Below are 16,445 nucleotides of genomic sequence, written 5' to 3'. Positions count from 1 at the left end.
GTTTACTAATTTATTTGTTATACGGCCCGGTTATGAGAACCCTATTTATTAAAAAGAATTTTATTATGAATACAAACCTCCATTTATGGAAATGACTTCAGCGCTTATGTACGATGCTTTTTTGGATGCTAAAAAAGAAACCAATTCAGCAACTTCTTCTGGCTCACCAAAACGATTCGCAGGAATTTGTGCTTTAGCTTCGTTTTCATTTATATCGCTCGTCATATCTGTTTTGATATACCCAGGTGCTACAGCATTAACGGTAATATTACGTTTGCCCACTTCTTGCGCCAAAGCTTTTGTTGCTCCAATTACCCCAGCCTTTGCTGCAGAGTAATTCATTTGGCCAGGTACACCTTTCAGTCCAGATAAAGAAACAATATTAACGATACGACCATAGCGATTCAACATCATTTGATTGATGAGTGCTTTGGTAACATTATAAAAACCGGTTAAGTTAATATCTATCACGCCATCCCAATCTTGTGGTTCCATCCACATCAATAAATTATCGTTGCGGATGCCTGCATTATTAATCAATACTTCAATAACAGCATCGTCTTGATGTTGCTCTAACCAAGCAACCAATACAGCCGTTATTTCTGTACGATTAGAAACATCAAATTTTAATAATGTAGCATTGCCTCCTTGATCTACAATCGCGGATTTCGTTTTTTCAGCTTCAACATCATTTGATTTATAATTAATCAATACATGATAGCCATCTGCTGCAAGTTTAATGGCAATTGCTTTACCAATACCTCTTGCTGCACCAGTTACTAAAGCATATTTGATTTTAACAGACATAAAAGTATTAATTAACTGATTTGGAAATTCGGATGGTAGATAATACCGCTTGGATTTCTTTATACTTCGGTTGATCTTCTATAAAAGGTGTGAAAGCAGAATGTATCTGAGTCAACACAGTTGTATTGTATTTTGATAGTCGATCCGTTAATTTTAAAATATCAATTGCTTGCGCCAAAGACATCAACTCTATAGATACTACTTGGTAAGCATTTTCAATCACCTTCGCACAAATTAATGCGGAGTTTGCGCCCATACTTACAATATCTTGATTGTCGTTATTATTTGGAATACTATGTACATACATCGGATTCGACAACATTTGACATTCTGCAACTGTTGAAGTTGCTGTAAATTGTACGCCTTGCAAACCAAAGTTTAAACCCAACACACCTTTATTTAAAAATGGTGGCAACATATTGTTTAGCTTACTATTCATCAAGTAATTTACCTGACGTTCGGCTAGCATCGCTAATTTTGTAATGGCAATTTTCACTTTATCCATTTCTAAGGAAATATAATCTCCATGGAAATTTCCACCGTGGTAAATATTATTTGTTTCTTGATCTACGACTGGGTTGTCGTTTACGGAGTTTACTTCATTTTCTATAATTTGTGTAGCATATTGTACGGTGTCCATAATAGGACCAACGATTTGCGGTACACAACGGATGGAATAGTATTCTTGAACTTTGTCTTCAAAATACATTTCATCTACCTTCTTATATAAGTGGGCAGCACGAGACTTGATTAATGTACTTCCTTCTAAACGTTTTCTAATTTCAGTAGCAACTGTTTGCTGACCTGGATGTAATTTTACCCCATTCAATTCAGCTGAAAAATAATCATCATACGATGCAATCAATTCATTAATTAACGCTGCAGAATTGATAGACCAATCTACTAGGTTATGCGCTTGAATTAAATTCACCACACTGATTCCTGTCATGAATGAAGTACCATTCATAACAGCCAAACCTTCTCTCAATTGTATGGTAATAGGTTTAATGCCTGCCTTCGCAAATGCTTCAGAAGCCAAACATTCAACTCCATTGTGGTTTACGGAACCTTCGCCAATCAAACATTGTGCAAGGTGTGCGAGTTGCACCAAATCACCACTAGCACCTACTCCGCCATGCTCGTATGCAACAGGCGTAATATTATTATTCACTAAATCACGTAACAAAAGTACAAGACTTTCATGCACACCAGATTTGCCGATTAAGAAACTGTTTAAGCGTACAATCATGGCAGCTTTAACGTATATAGGATCTAATTGGGCACCAGTACCTGAGCAGTGGCTTCGAATTAAATTATATTGTAATACTTTACGATCTTCATCACTGACTCTGTATTGAGCCATAGGACCAAAACCGGTGTTAATACCATAGATAATTTTATCTGTAGAAAAATCAACTAAAAATTGATGATTGCTTTTTACTCGTTGAAGCGCCTTTTCACTAATTTCAAGACGGTCACCAGAATATAAAAATCCCTTTAATTGACTTAATGTTAATAGTTGATCTCCAATAATTGCCATTCCAATATTTCAATATAAATAATCCACAAAAGTACTGTTTTGTACGGATATTTCTTAAAATTGTGAATAAACAATTATCAAATGATAATTGTTTTACAGCTTTTCAAGAAATAATTGTAAAATAAATACACTTTTTTTACGTTCTATCATTTACGATTATCAAGAAAATCAACGGGTTTGCGAAAATTTAAGCCATTTCGAACTTTATCAATCGTTTCCAGCTTTTCATATACAACTTCTGGAGTTACGCGTATTTTTGCTTTAAAATGATCTTTAATTATTTTATCATTTTCTTCGTTTTCATTGATACATGCAGCATGCACACGTATCATATCCAAGCCCAATTCATTTCGGTAAACTTCTGTATAATAAGACTTAATGCAAGTAATTTCATTTAAAATCTCATTCAAGGCAGGTGGGTACAAGGTTGTTCCCTTAAATTTTATCATTTGTTTTTTTCTACCTACAATAGGACCAACTCGCTTGGAAGAATTGCCACATGCACATGGTTGAGAATAAAACTGACATAAATCACCTGTTCTAAAACGCAATAAGGGCATCCCTTCTACTCCAATATTGGTAATCACCAACTCTCCTACTTCACCATCTTGAACAGGATTCCCCTGCTCATCAACACATTCTGTAATAATTAGATCCATTAATTGGTGCCCACCATTCCCCATTTCACATTCTGTAAATGCGGTACTCATTTCCGTAGATGCATAAGTTGAATGCAGCGAAACAGGCCAACGTTGTATGATGCGTTTCCCAAGATTGTTGTAGGTAAAGTCTTCATTACGAATCGCTTCTCCTATACAAACAATTTTTTTAACTGAAGTTTTAGAAGGATCGATTCCATTTGCCTGCGCATAATCCAACAATTTTAACATGAACGAAGGTACGCCAATGATAACAGTTGGCGAAAATCGTTTAATGATCGACCATTGCAACTCGGGTGCACCCGGACCGACACGCATCACGCCTGCTCCAATTTTTCGCAAACCCATATAATACGCAATGCCTGCCATAAAAAGTTTATCCATCGTGGCAGACAATAATACTTTATCATCCGATGTTATACCTGCAATTGTGAGCGATAAAAATTCATTATTCGCTAATCTATTTAAATCATTTTCAGATAAATGAAATGGAATAGGTTCTCCTAAAGTCCCTGATGTGATGACCGTATCTGCGATATTTTTTTCAGAAATACACAGCATTTCTGGATAGTATTGATTTAGTTCTTCCTTCGTTGTAAACGGCAGTTTAGACAAATCCTCCATCGTTAGAATCGTAGAAATATCAATGGACTGTTCTTTAAATATTCGTTGATAATACGGAGAATTTTCAGCCAAATAGGTTAACTGTTTCTTTAAGGCCAAGGCTTGCTGGTCTAACGTCTGGACTTCCATTTTGAATGAAGTATTCATCTATATTTTATTAAATAAAACAAAAGCAATCGCTTGTTGATAGGTATGAGACAAACTCAGTTGAATATCTGGAATATATCCCAATTGCGTCATTAAATATTGCTCGCTTATTGAGGTTTGCTTGAAATATGGCTTGCCAAATTCAGTATTTAAAACTTGTATTTCTTTTAATTCAATCGTAAAGTCAATGCCCGTGCCAACTGCTTTTAAGAAAGCTTCTTTTGCTGCAAATCGTGCTGCAAAAGATTCATACGGATTGGCTTTTTTAGTACAATAAGCTATTTCTTCAAGTGAAAAAACCAACTCACAAAAACCTGAATTGGAAGTGATGCGTTGTTTTATCCGTTCCACATCAACGATGTCAACTCCAATTCCTTGAATCATATTTCTTTGTTACACATTGAAATAAGTTTCACGATTTTATCTCGATCTTCTTTTCTAGGAATAACTTTAGTTTGCGCAGTTTTCAAAAAGGGCAATGCCTTTTCATAGGCTTTATGCTCGATATAATATTGGGCAATGTGCACGTGCGTATCAAAATATTCGGGGTTTGAAGCTGCAAATTTTGCAATTTCTGATTCAGTTAATGTCGTCTTAAAAGAAGTACCTTGTAACTTTTGCAAGATTACCTTGTAATACACATAATCTGCATATTCTGAGGTTTGCAAATACGGATCTGCAGCTATGGTTTTATCCGCTTCGTAAACCTGCTCGTGGTTTGAAACACTAAAATCGGAAGAAAATATTTTATCAAAATCATAACACACATATGCGCCCATTTGGTAAGGATTTGAAGATACCCATACCAATTTCTTTTCAGGTAAAAAAAGAATGGAATGATGCGCGACTAATTGGTTCAGTGCATTTTCATTAGACAAACCAATGTCGGTATTATTCCAACCCAATCGATTTCTTAAAATTGCAACACTAGAGGTAGGTGTATGGAATTTCTCTTCGCTTAATAATTGTTGTAATCGATTATATCTAAATACAGTAGCACTCTCCTCCTTGTGCTTCATATTCACAGGATCATTCATAAAGTATTGACTTTGAAAATGATTTGTACTTAAAATTTCATCTTTCGGACTGGTATATAAGATTGTTGTGTCGGGTGTCTTTTCTATCAATACCGCTTTATGATCCAATGCAGAACCAATCAAAAAAGATTCTGACACAAAACTTTTTGAAGCTTTAGCTATGGCAAATGCTTCGTCAATGTTTTTGGCATATTGTAAAATTCGGCGAGAAATTAACGTAATCGGTGTAGCAGTATGTGAGGGCAATGTGGATGGTGCAGCATTTAAGGTTACCGTTAAGCCATGTTCATTCATACCTGAAGTAATCCCTGTGAAACCGCCCCAAGTAACCATCATCAGTTTATAGCCACTATCAGGTTTTACAAATAAAATAATTTTTTCTTGTGCAAAATCATCTCCCGCATAAAAGTCAAAATTTCGTGCAATCAATAAGCTACTATCTGCAGTATACCCATTCCAGGCTCCAAAAGATGAACAGGCAACCAAATTCATATTCTGCATAGCATGTCCAATATCATGCGCTCCATGATAGTTTAGAATACGTTGATACTTTGGTGCAATGTAATCGTATTTGGGTGATGCAAATTGAGAAACGCCATAGATTTCTTGTTTGTATTCATCGGAAATATTTTCATCCAAATCTTTGTTCAACCACAATACAATTTGCTTTAAAAACAGCTGATACATTCGAGATGGAATAAGCGCATTTAATCGATCTACAAAATAATCTTCTTGACGAACAACTAACTCTTCCGCCAACAAGCCATGTAGATATCCTCTTTCATAAGGTTTCCCTTCCAAGTACATTTCATACAAGCCATAGTTATTTTTATGAATCCAGCTTTTACCAGATTTCCAACCATCTTGTATAGAATCCCGTCTTAGTTTTTGATACTGAGCTTGGTTGTTAATTTCAGGAGCAGAAAGCGAAACCATCCATAAAAAAACAGAAATAATAATAATAAATACCAGCAAAATAACTCCTACAACCTTTGCTATTTTCTTACCTATTGATTTCCAACGCATATTACCTTCCTTTTGTAGAAATTTTGAATGACTACATAACAACAAGCAATATACACATTTGATTCCTTGAATAAAAAAATACCCGTAAAAGAGCGCTTTTAAGGGTATTTACTCTAATTTTATGCTTCCTTGTATTTAACTCAAAAAATCATGACAACAAGATCTGTTCAATCGCTTAAAAGTATCTCGAAAAAAATTCGATATGTAGCAGTTGCGGAAGGTATTTCTTACTTACTATTATTGACACTTTCGATCTTAAAAAGAACTACTTCTATAGATGTGCATGCTGGCATTCAATACCTCGGAATGTTGCATGGTATTTTGTTTGTCTTATTTGTAATTGCTATTGGTGCAGGAATAGTTATTCTTAAATGGAGTTTTCTGCGTGCAACTTGGGCTTTTGTAGCATCTTTACTTCCCTTCGGAACATTCGTATTAGATGTACAACTGATTAAAGAAGAGAAAAAAATGGTGTAATAATATGACTCGAATCAATTAAGACCATTTTGAAATTTTAGATTCTTTTTCTTTTTTGGTTTATATAAATAGGTTTGATATTGCAGCGTAAACATAGGCGACCAATAGATATAGGATCTGTTTTTTAATGCAAGTGTTACTCCAACATCTAATCTGCTGTTGGAGTTTGAAATAAATTGAACAGAAAAATGCCCATCAACGAAATAACTACCGGCTAATTCTTTATACGCATAGGGATTATTTGCTGCATATAAGGAAACATCTATTTCTTTGCCATATTGCTCTACATAAGCCGCGCCATATTGTTTAATCTTAAATTCAGAATAAATATTAATATTAATATCAGAGTAAGATGCATAATGAATCGGGAACAATCTGTACCCGAGCGACAATTCTGCATACACGGCATTACCCGATTTGAATCTAATATCAATATCGCGCTGAATAAACATCAAAGGCTTAATGAATCCTCCAGTAAAGGTAATCGCAAATTTTTCATATAAGTAGGTTGCAATAATACCCCCTCCATACCCAGAGTTATCTGTTAATAATGTTGGTTCTGCATTATCATGAGCAATAAATGATTTACATCCTTCTGCAAATACAGCCATACGAAAATGTGTATGATAACCATCCCGAGTTAGAAATCGATATTTAGAATATAAATTAACACCTTCAATCCCAAAGCCAGCAGCAGGATACGATCTCAAATGGTGGTTAAAAAAATATTGAAGAATATCTGTAGGGAATTTATTATAATGATGATTTGAAACACCTATGGTAGACATGATCGTCCATTTAGGAGTGATGCCATACATAATTCGTGCATGATATGCTTCTTTGATTCTGTTGGAAGATTGCTCCTTGTAGCGATCATACGTTAATCGTACTCCTACAATACCTTTGGGTACATTGGATGCCGATTCTGTGTTGGGATACAACTCTTGCCCTTTTGAATAAAAAGAAAAGAAAATCGTTAAAACTAATAGTCCGAGCTTCGTATTCATTAATAATAATAGTAATAAGAAACGCTAGAAGGATCTGGATAGCCTTGAGAAATTATTTTTTGTAACCATACTTTATAGGATTTCTTATCTAAAAATTTCTTCCCTACTAAATTGTAATGAAGTAAATCCAATTCCGCATTTGGTCCTATATATACATATACATCTTTACACGTTTTGCTGTTGAATAGATAGGAGCACTTACTGCAGTTAGGCACTGTCATTTTACCAACTGAAAATCCTGCATCCACTACTGCATTAGCCAATAACCTCCAATCTACCGTCTGCGAAAAGTCTACGAGTACGATTGCTTCATTGTTATTTAAATTCATGTTAACCTTTTTGACAAAAGGAACTTGTATCAGTTTTTCTTCTACAGATTTTGAACAACTAGAACATGTCAAACCAATTACATAAATATGTACTGTATCTAGTTGAGCAAAACAAGAGAAATTAATTGCGTAAAATAAGACGATTATGCTAGCTAATTTACGCATGGTGATACAAGATTTTATAATACATTATAACAGAAATATATTCCTATCAAACGAATATTAGATTGAATAAATTATATTAATTTCAAAATAGATTCCAATTGATTTTGAACGTAAGAGAACTCTCTAGACATATTACTAGGCAAGGTATTTAGGTTATGCCAAGCCAATTCTTCAAACTCATCTTTGATAAGAGGCAATTGAATGGCTGTTGCCTGAAACATTGGCACAATGAAAATAATATTTTTAGCCTGTGGACTTAGATATTCTATCTTATTCGGAATCTCATTTTTAAGTGTATATGCATCCAATGCGGCTATGTAATCATTCGTCAAAAATAGCTCTTCACCTAATTCACGTAAACCTGCTTCAAAATCAGATTCACCTTGCTCTACTGAACCACCAGGTATCCACCAGAAAGATTCATTATTAGATACTCTTCTGCCGAGTAGTAATCGATATTCGATGGGTGAAATTTTATGAACAAATAAGATTTTAGATTTATGCTTCATGAGATTTTAAAGTATGAATTCATCTAAAATACAACTAAAAATTGAAGAGAAAAAAATGAATTGAAATCCATTTTAAAAGAATGCTAACAATAGAAGTAGCGTATCATTTTATAATTATATATAATTGACTTACAATCATTTGAATTTAACATTCGTTTATTGGTATAAATAGTATCTATTTATTAAATAAAACTGATAAATGTTACCTTTTTTCATAGGCATCGTATGTAGTAGAACACTATCTGCTTTTAAAAGTACGGTTATGAAAAAGATCATCTCATTATTTGTGTTGTTCTTGCTTATCACTTTAGTATCGAAAGAAAGTTTAGGACAATGCCCAAGTAGCCCTACCTGCACACTAACAGCTACCTCTGGAACGAGTTATACTGTCGCTTCTGGCGATGTATTATGTATAAACACAAATTATAATTCAGGCACCATAACCCTAAACGGAGGAACGGTAATTGTTCAATCTGGTGGAAATTTAAATAGTGGCGCCAATATTACTGTATCTACAGGAACCCTTCACATAGCTTCTGGCGGCACGTTGACTAAGGATATGACATCAACATCATCCAGTATAATAAATAATTGTGGAACGATATCCGGCAGCAGAAATTTCAACACAAATACAACGTTAAACAATTACTCTGCCACTACATTAGCGCTTAAATACGGAGGAGGTATCGTAAATAATTATGCTGCAAATGCAACCATTAGCTTCGGTACAGTAGATGCAGCAGGAGGTATACTAAACAATTATGCTTCAAATTTAAAATTTAGTATAACGGGTACTTGGAACCAAGGTATAACATTTAATAATACTGCTGGGTCAAGTATGGAAATTACAAGTGTACCCGGCGGAGCAATGCCAGCAAGTACCGTCTTTAATAATGCAGGAAATCTTACCTATACTCCTGTCCTAAATACTACTGGAGCAAGCTTTAATAATGACTTGGGTGGCACCCTTAACTTTACCAGTTCAGGTTCTGCAAACAAACCCAACATCCTAAACAACGGTACGCTTAATGTATTAGGAACATTCTATCTTGCTGGAGGAACCACTACAAACAATGGTACAATGGCATTTTCAAGTGAGTTACGTTTGGATGGTGGAACATTAAATTTAAATACAAAATCAACAACTACGGTTAATACTTTATATAAAAACAATGGTACAATCAATATGGATGATCATAGTTTATTGAATATCATTCAAAACGTTACAACATGGAATGGTACACCTATAAACTTAGTATCAGGTTGTGCAAGTATCATAGGTAGTACCACTCCAAGTACAACAAATATCAATTCAAACTTTTTAGGAAATCCAAACCTAAACTTTTGTGGGTCGCCTCCCACGCAAAGCGGTGGTTGTACAACAACACCAACTTCTGTTTCTGATAATGGTAGTGGAGCGTACAGAATTACAGGAATTTTCACTTGCGGATCTGGCTTAAGTACCAATCAATATATTTTAATAACAGGCGTTACGGGTGGTGGTAATAATTTAAATGGCTTATGGCAAGTAACTAAAGTTGATGCAACCACAATTGATTTAATTGGTAGTGCCTTCATAAGTGGCTCCGATATAAGTGCAGCAGTAGTTGTATTTGACCAAAGCAAATTAAAATTAGGTACAGCAACCTATCTAGGATACTCAAGTTGTACCAACCCATGCAAACCATTACCTATAAAACTTATTTCATTTACCGCAATACCATCGAACGGTTCTGTTAAAATTGTTTGGAAAACAATAGAAGAAATAGATAATAACTACTTTACAATTGAACGTTCTACTGATGGTATTCATTTTACCACAATCGCAACTGTGCCGGCAATACAGAAAGGCAGTTCGATCGCAACGTATTCAGAATACGACTATTCTCCACTTGCAGGAACCAGCTACTACCGTTTAAAACAAACTGATTTCAATGGAAGTTATTCCTATTCCAATACCGTTGCAGTAACTATGGAAAATAATTTATCCGATTGGTTTGTTTATCCAAATCCAAGTACCGATGGCAACTTTACTATTAAATCAAACTTAAATCCGAGTGATATACTATCTATTACCGTAACTGATGTTACGGGTAATGTAGTTAGAGAATTTAACTCCTCGGATTATGAATCAGAAATACAAGTAAGCGATCTATCGGCTGCACTTTACATTGTACGTTTACAAAAAACAAATACGATAGAATCAAAAAAAATAATTGTATACTAATACATCCACTTACTTGTAAGATATCCTATAATTAATCCTACTTTGTCACTTATGTACACGAGCAAGTGGTTGGTCTAAGAAACAGAAAAACGGTAATATTAGATGCAAAGCAAATTGCATAATATTAAATCTTTTTATAACATGTTAAACCAAAACCTTTGAGTCAATAGCTCGTTAAAATAAAAGAATATCATAAGGAAGAGCTGATCTGATGAAATAAGCGCCGATATAAACGTTATTTCCTTTAAATATCTTATTTTTAATTAGTAAATATGTAAGATATGGTTCTTTTAAATAGTTAGCGCTTTTAATTTATAGCAGATGTTTTCACTTTTAAGGTTTGTATGTTCTTTTATATTTTTTATACTAACCGTATATACTAGTCTAGCACAATCAAACGCTTTCGTTTTTCATAAACTCGGTATTAAAGATGGTTTATCCGAAGGCACGGTAAGGTCCATCTCTTCTGATAAAAAAGGGTACATGTGGTTTGGAACTGAAAACGGCTTAAACAAGTACGATGGATATAATTTTACGGTTTATTTAAATCAAAAAGACAATCCCTATTCCATTAATAGCAACAGAATAAAATACATCTTCAATGATTCAAAGGGGAATTTATGGATTGGCACACGCCAAGGCTTAAATGTATATGATCCTTTAAAGAATCGATTTTAAAATTCTAATACGGATAGTATCTTAGCATTAAAATACCTATCAGGATATATAGAATCTATCATGGAAGATTCTAAAGGAGTTATTTGGGTTGCTATCAATGGCGAAGGTTTGTTTAGAATTGATTCTTTTGATAAAAAACCCATACGCTACCAATTCTCTGATAAAATAATAAAAAACAGATTTAAATTTATTACCGAAGACAAAGAGAATAATTTGTGGGTAGGTACTGAAGATGGTCTATTATATTTTAACATAAAAGATCAAACATTTAAGGACTGTAGAAAAGAATTTGGAAGTGGATATGAAATAAATCGTATGTATTTAGATGCGAATCATATACTTTGGCTTGCAACAACTCACGGACTTCGAAAAATTTCTATTGATACAAAAGAAAGTACTAAATATTTTCATGATATCGACAATCCCCAAAGCATAAATGGAAATAATATTTGTGCGATTATTCCTATGGGAGATCATTTACTTATCGGTATAGATGGTAATGGACTTGATGAATTTATAATTAAGAACGAAACGTTTACGCATCATACCTTTGAGAATGGAAGCAATTTATCCAGCAATAATGTTACCGAGGTGTATCAAGATTCGAAAAATACACTTTGGATTGGCACCTTCTTAAATGGTATCAATTTTTCCAATAGCATTACTAATTTCTTTGTTTCTGTAGAAAATAATCCTGGATCAAAATCTCAAATTAGTAATGGTATTGTTAGTTCTATTTTGAAAGATAAAAAAGGGAATGTTTGGGTATCTACAGATGGCGGAGGCTTGTATTTAAAAGAAAAAGGATCATCTGTTTATCAAAAGTTTACAAGCGATGATATCAATCCAATAATAAATTCCAATGCGGTAATACGCATTTTTGAAGACAGCAGAGGCACTATTTGGATCGCTACATATGGGGGGGGCGCTACTGCTTATAAAAGTAGAACGGACTTTACCATATACCAACACATAGATTCTGATCCCAATAGTATTATTGGAAATAAAATAAAAGGTGTTGGTGAATATAATAATGAAATTTGGCTCAGTACCTATGGCATGGGATTAAGTATATTTAATCTAACATCACAAAAATTTAGACATTACAAAAATAATCCGACCGATACCAACTCAATTCATACTAATTGGATAAATGTATTCAAAAGGGATTCAAAAAACAGATTTTGGCTGGGAACCAATAAGGGTATTTGTGAATATATTCCAGAAACAAATCAATTTAAAAAATACATATTTGAAAAATCAATAAACTCTGATATAAATTTTGTATTTGATATACTAGAAGATAAAAAAGGAAATCTATGGGTGGCAACGCAAGGCGGCGGTTTGATTTTATTTGACATTAATACACAAAAACACATTTCATATTCTATTGAAAATGGTCTGTCGGATAACTCTGTAAAGGCAATTATTGAAGATAACATTGGCAATATATGGCTTACGAATAAAAATAGCATTACAAAATTTAATGTTGAAAAGCGCCTAGCCACACATTACGGTATTGATGACGGCTTACCTATAAAATCATTCTACCCAAATTCTACATTTAAAGATGCTCAGGGTAAAATATATTTTGGCACAAATGATGGATATTTAATTATTGATCCGAATCTATCAAATGCATCTTCTTCTTTTCCTAAAGTAATACTTACAGATTTTAGAATCTTCAATTTACAAATTACACCTACGTTAAAAAACACACCATTACCCATTGCAATTGAAGAAGCCAAAGAAATAGAATTAGATTATAATCAAAACACCTTAAGTTTCAGTTTTGCAGCATTAAACTTCATCATTCCAAAACAAAACCATTACGCCTATATGCTGGAAGGTTTTGACAAGATATGGACATTTACTGATAATCAACGAATTGCTAAGTATACTAATTTAGATCCTGGCGTGTATATTTTCAAGGTGAAAGCATCTAATAATAAAAATATTTGGGATGATGCAGTAACAACTGAATTTAAAATCACAATCCGTCCTCCATTCTGGAAAACGTGGTGGTTCAATGTAATCATCCTATTAAGTGTAATTATTTTAATATATGCGTTTATTTCAATTCGAATAAAATCTATAAAAAATCGAAATGAATGGTTAAATAAATTAGTTATAGACCGTACAAAAGAACTTGAAAACACGAATAGTATTTTAACAGAACAAAAAACTAAAGTAGAATTTCAATCGATTCAGATTTTAAATCAACAAAAAGAGTTACTTGTAAAGAAAAACGTTTTAGAAGAAAATGTCAAACAATTAGCAGCATCGAATGAATTTCAAAAACGCTTAATATCTATTATAGGCCATGACATTCGTGGACCATTACATCAGTTTTCCATGTTATTTAAATACATGGATTCTGATTCTGCTGAATGGGCATTGGAAAAAATGAAAGAGATGTCTACTTCCATCTCCTTATTAGCAACAAATCTATTAGATTGGGCTACACTAAAAGAAGATGAAAATAAATTATCAACGACTACCTTCTCATGGAAATCAGTGGTTGACAAATCACATAGGGAACTTGAAACAGAATATTTAGCAAAGAAAATAACAGTTCAAATAGCAGTTTCAGATGATGAAATTATTATTGGTGTACCGCCAATTACATTGGCGGCAATTAGAAATATACTTTCAAATAGTATACGTTTTTCAAAGGAAGCAGGAATAATTGAAATCTGTTCTGATATAGTTGATGATACTTATACTCGATTGAGAATAACAGATTTTGGAGAAGGATTTGATGTGGACGAGGTCAATAAAATGATACAAGGTGAAGCATTTAAAGGCATGAAAGAATCCAGCTTAACTGGTGGTGCAGGCTTAGGAATGGCAATCTGCAACGACATGCTTAAGAGAACAGGAGGATGGATTGAAGCCGCGCACATTGAAGGTTCGGGCGCTACGTTTTATATTTACACACCATATAAGAAAAAATAACTCCTGATACTTTCAGCAAGTTGTTGATGACCGACGATTTGGATTCTGCACGATTAAATATTTGTACGGGCTGGAACACCGAACAACAGCCAGATGAAACTACTGTTCACTGACCACTTACTTACACCTTCTTAGGAGGTAAGCCAAATGCAATTGCTTCGTGCGTAAACCCTTGTCTGTGTGCACCATCACAAAAGGGCTTATTTGCAGACAATCCACATCTACAAAGTGAAATAACTGTTCTTCCTTGTAAGTCATAGCTATTTCCTGCCATATCTACAATTTCGAAATCGCCATCAATTTTTACGGATCCGTTGTTATTAATAGTAATTTTTGTAGTTGACATAATTTTATGAGTTATAAATAGGGATGATTTTCAGTTTTACTAAATTAAAAAAGCAAGCTTGTGAATTCACTGTCGGCACACGCATATTTATGTTTTGGAAAAAATGTTATGTGACTTTTGACAGTACAGATAGACGATTTTTTGTTATATCCATGCGTATATATCGGCCATTGACAATGTATACAAGCTTGCATAACAAATATACGATTATTCTGATTGAATTAATAGAGATGCATAAAAAAAAGGATTCAACTTACGTTGAATCCTTTTTTTAAAATGTGTTGAATAAAAAGGATGGACATTATTTTTGTTTAATCGTAAACTCCACTCTCCTATTCAATTGACGATTTTCTGGCGTATCATTTTCAACTCTAGGTTTTGTACTTCCAAAACCTTTAGCAGTTATTCGGTTAGACATAATACCTTTAGAAATAATATAGTTCATAACAGCATTTGCACGATCTTGAGACAATACTTGATTCTTTTCAGGACTTCCTACATTATCCGTGTGTCCTTCTATTTCAATTTTCATAGAGGGATTTTCTTTCAATAATTTAACAACTTTATCTAATTCATAATAAGATTGCGTCAATAAATCGTATTTACTAGTTTCAAAATAGATGTGATCTAAATGAATACTTTGTCCTACTTCAATAGGCGTTAGAAAAAAGTTCCGTGTTATTTCACTGTATTCATTCTTGTTCGAAACAGAAATAGTATCGTAATCAGGTACAAAACCTGGTGCAAATACATCTATTGAATAACTATGACCAAAAGGTAATATAATTTTGTATTGACCTGTTTCATGATCGGTGTATGCGACACCTTCTTCAGATTCATCCGGATAAATTTTGTATTCAATTGTAGCATTTTTTATTACCTCTTTTGTTTTTGCATTATAGATTTTACCATCATATAATGCTACCGGTTTAGGCTTATTCTCTGCTTTCAATTTAAATCGAACGATATCAGCACTTCCATATGAATTAAGGTCTGAAACCATGTATGCATACTCTCCTTTTGCATCTGTAACATAGTATGCATCTTTAGATTCAGTATTTACTTGCGGACCTAAGTTTATCGGTGTACTCCACTCCAACCAAGACGAATCAATCAATCTTTCAATCTTGTATACATCCGTTAAACCTAAACCACCTGGGCGATCGCTAGAGAAATAAAGCGTAGTATTATCTGCAGCTAAAAATGGTGCAAATTCGTTATAATCCGTAGAGTTAACAGTTTTGCTCAATTTTACTGGTCTAGTAAATGTACCATCATTCAGCTTTGTACTCACAAACAAATCATAAAGCGTACATTTCTTTTTATCGCACATCGTAAAAATGATTGCATTCTCATCAATAGATAAATAAGCTCCATCACTTTCACCTAAATTCACTTTATCTAAATCTTTTATCTCTAACATTTGTGGGTTAGACCAGCCTTCTTTTGATAAACGCGTCAATGAAAAACCTTTACCAATATACTTACCGTTATCGTATGCCCCACGAATCATAAGTGTTTTACCATCTGCATTTACAGACCAAACACAATTGGCTGGCAATTGATTGATATTGTCATTTGCACGTACTGCAGGTGACCAATTGTCTACACTATCCTTTACAGAATACCATATATCTTGTTGATTTTTATTATCTGGGTGACCATCTCGCACATAAAACATCATTTGTCCATCTGCAGAAATACGAGGTGTCAATTCCGTAGCTTTTGAATTGATATTTTCACCTAAATTCTGATGAAGATATACTTCATTTGATTCTTGCGCTAGTAAAACATTACTAACCAAAAATAATCCTAAAAAGATTTTAATTTTCATTTTACTCAAATTTTATACTTTTTCACTATAAACATAGCTATACAAGCTAAATTAGTTGTTTGAATATGATTTTAC

General features: G+C 33.6%; 14 protein-coding genes. 4 read left to right on the top strand and 10 right to left on the bottom strand.

Annotation, left to right across the window (positions count from 1 at the left end):
* Positions 1 to 63 precede the first annotated feature (63 nt).
* The 5 genes from fabG to Q0543_RS08590 form a co-directional block, all read right to left on the bottom strand.
* Complete coding sequence (gene fabG, locus Q0543_RS08610; RefSeq protein WP_299251375.1) at positions 64 to 807, bottom strand: 3-oxoacyl-ACP reductase FabG; 744 nt, start codon at positions 805 to 807, stop codon at positions 64 to 66.
* Positions 808 to 814: 7 nt separating this feature from the next.
* Positions 815 to 2,347: a histidine ammonia-lyase gene (locus Q0543_RS08605; RefSeq protein ID WP_299251372.1), complete on the bottom strand. Its 1,533-nt coding sequence runs from the start codon at positions 2,345 to 2,347 to the stop codon at positions 815 to 817.
* Between the two features lie 146 nt (positions 2,348 to 2,493).
* Complete coding sequence (locus Q0543_RS08600; RefSeq protein WP_299251369.1) at positions 2,494 to 3,777, bottom strand: AMP-binding protein; 1,284 nt, start codon at positions 3,775 to 3,777, stop codon at positions 2,494 to 2,496.
* Positions 3,778 to 4,161: a holo-ACP synthase gene (gene acpS / locus Q0543_RS08595; RefSeq protein WP_299251366.1), complete on the bottom strand. Its 384-nt coding sequence runs from the start codon at positions 4,159 to 4,161 to the stop codon at positions 3,778 to 3,780.
* Positions 4,158 to 5,840: a C45 family peptidase gene (locus Q0543_RS08590; protein WP_299251363.1), complete on the bottom strand. Its 1,683-nt coding sequence runs from the start codon at positions 5,838 to 5,840 to the stop codon at positions 4,158 to 4,160. The genes acpS and Q0543_RS08590 overlap by 4 nt, the downstream gene beginning before the upstream one ends.
* 150 nt (positions 5,841 to 5,990) lie before the next feature.
* Here Q0543_RS08590 and Q0543_RS08585 point away from each other — a divergent pair, with 150 nt between their 5' ends.
* Positions 5,991 to 6,317, top strand: a complete 327-nt coding sequence (locus Q0543_RS08585; protein ID WP_299251360.1) for a DUF3817 domain-containing protein — start codon at positions 5,991 to 5,993, stop codon at positions 6,315 to 6,317.
* A 14-nt stretch (positions 6,318 to 6,331) separates the two neighbouring features.
* Here Q0543_RS08585 and Q0543_RS08580 read toward each other — a convergent pair whose 3' ends face one another.
* The 3 genes from Q0543_RS08580 to Q0543_RS08570 all read right to left on the bottom strand — a co-directional run bounded on the left by Q0543_RS08580 (position 6,332) and on the right by Q0543_RS08570 (position 8,327).
* Positions 6,332 to 7,324, bottom strand: a complete 993-nt coding sequence (locus tag Q0543_RS08580; RefSeq protein WP_299251357.1) for a hypothetical protein — start codon at positions 7,322 to 7,324, stop codon at positions 6,332 to 6,334.
* Positions 7,324 to 7,818: a cation transporter gene (locus Q0543_RS08575; protein ID WP_299251354.1), complete on the bottom strand. Its 495-nt coding sequence runs from the start codon at positions 7,816 to 7,818 to the stop codon at positions 7,324 to 7,326. The genes Q0543_RS08580 and Q0543_RS08575 overlap by 1 nt, the downstream gene beginning before the upstream one ends.
* A 71-nt stretch (positions 7,819 to 7,889) precedes the next feature.
* Entirely contained in the window at positions 7,890 to 8,327 is a 438-nt protein-coding gene (locus Q0543_RS08570; RefSeq protein ID WP_299251351.1) for an NUDIX hydrolase, read from the bottom strand.
* A 262-nt stretch (positions 8,328 to 8,589) separates the two neighbouring features.
* Here Q0543_RS08570 and Q0543_RS08565 point away from each other — a divergent pair, with 262 nt between their 5' ends.
* The 3 genes from Q0543_RS08565 (at position 8,590) to Q0543_RS08555 (ending at position 14,190) form a co-directional block, all read left to right on the top strand.
* A complete protein-coding gene (locus tag Q0543_RS08565) occupies positions 8,590 to 10,554 on the top strand; it encodes a T9SS type A sorting domain-containing protein (RefSeq protein WP_299251348.1) in 1,965 nt (654 codons plus the stop codon).
* Positions 10,555 to 10,875: 321 nt separating this feature from the next.
* A complete protein-coding gene (locus Q0543_RS08560; protein WP_299251344.1) occupies positions 10,876 to 11,232 on the top strand; it encodes a two-component regulator propeller domain-containing protein in 357 nt (118 codons plus the stop codon).
* 60 nt (positions 11,233 to 11,292) lie between these two features.
* A complete protein-coding gene (locus Q0543_RS08555; protein ID WP_299251341.1) occupies positions 11,293 to 14,190 on the top strand; it encodes a sensor histidine kinase in 2,898 nt (965 codons plus the stop codon).
* Positions 14,191 to 14,311: 121 nt separating this feature from the next.
* Here the strand turns inward: Q0543_RS08555 and Q0543_RS08550 are convergent, their stop codons facing one another.
* Together Q0543_RS08550 and Q0543_RS08545 are read right to left on the bottom strand one after the other, a co-directional pair.
* On the bottom strand, positions 14,312 to 14,536 hold the full coding sequence (locus Q0543_RS08550) for a CDGSH iron-sulfur domain-containing protein (RefSeq protein ID WP_299251339.1): 225 nt from the start codon (positions 14,534 to 14,536) through the stop codon (positions 14,312 to 14,314).
* Positions 14,537 to 14,837: 301 nt separating this feature from the next.
* A complete protein-coding gene (locus tag Q0543_RS08545) occupies positions 14,838 to 16,370 on the bottom strand; it encodes an OmpA family protein (protein ID WP_299251336.1) in 1,533 nt (510 codons plus the stop codon).
* Positions 16,371 to 16,445: the final 75 nt, after the last annotated feature.

The sequence above is a fragment of the uncultured Cytophaga sp. genome, from assembly GCF_937863595.1.
In the GTDB taxonomy this organism is placed as follows: domain Bacteria; phylum Bacteroidota; class Bacteroidia; order Cytophagales; family Cytophagaceae; genus Cytophaga.
Note: the sequence above shows the minus strand (reverse complement) of the source record. Positions and strands in the feature narration are given on the sequence as shown.

What these genes read in the sequence shown, in the direction of transcription:
- fabG (WP_299251375.1), bottom strand. Translation starts at nt 807, where the DNA reads ATGTCTGTTAAAATCAAATATGCTTTAGTAACTGGTGCAGCAAGAGGT.
- Q0543_RS08605 (WP_299251372.1), bottom strand. Translation starts at nt 2,347, where the DNA reads ATGGCAATTATTGGAGATCAACTATTAACATTAAGTCAATTAAAGGGA.
- Q0543_RS08600 (WP_299251369.1), bottom strand. Translation starts at nt 3,777, where the DNA reads ATGAATACTTCATTCAAAATGGAAGTCCAGACGTTAGACCAGCAAGCC.
- acpS (WP_299251366.1), bottom strand. Translation starts at nt 4,161, where the DNA reads ATGATTCAAGGAATTGGAGTTGACATCGTTGATGTGGAACGGATAAAA.
- Q0543_RS08590 (WP_299251363.1), bottom strand. Translation starts at nt 5,840, where the DNA reads ATGCGTTGGAAATCAATAGGTAAGAAAATAGCAAAGGTTGTAGGAGTT.
- Q0543_RS08585 (WP_299251360.1), top strand. Translation starts at nt 5,991, where the DNA reads ATGACAACAAGATCTGTTCAATCGCTTAAAAGTATCTCGAAAAAAATT.
- Q0543_RS08580 (WP_299251357.1), bottom strand. Translation starts at nt 7,324, where the DNA reads ATGAATACGAAGCTCGGACTATTAGTTTTAACGATTTTCTTTTCTTTT.
- Q0543_RS08575 (WP_299251354.1), bottom strand. Translation starts at nt 7,818, where the DNA reads ATGCGTAAATTAGCTAGCATAATCGTCTTATTTTACGCAATTAATTTC.
- Q0543_RS08570 (WP_299251351.1), bottom strand. Translation starts at nt 8,327, where the DNA reads ATGAAGCATAAATCTAAAATCTTATTTGTTCATAAAATTTCACCCATC.
- Q0543_RS08565 (WP_299251348.1), top strand. Translation starts at nt 8,590, where the DNA reads ATGAAAAAGATCATCTCATTATTTGTGTTGTTCTTGCTTATCACTTTA.
- Q0543_RS08560 (WP_299251344.1), top strand. Translation starts at nt 10,876, where the DNA reads ATGTTTTCACTTTTAAGGTTTGTATGTTCTTTTATATTTTTTATACTA.
- Q0543_RS08555 (WP_299251341.1), top strand. Translation starts at nt 11,293, where the DNA reads ATGGAAGATTCTAAAGGAGTTATTTGGGTTGCTATCAATGGCGAAGGT.
- Q0543_RS08550 (WP_299251339.1), bottom strand. Translation starts at nt 14,536, where the DNA reads ATGTCAACTACAAAAATTACTATTAATAACAACGGATCCGTAAAAATT.
- Q0543_RS08545 (WP_299251336.1), bottom strand. Translation starts at nt 16,370, where the DNA reads ATGAAAATTAAAATCTTTTTAGGATTATTTTTGGTTAGTAATGTTTTA.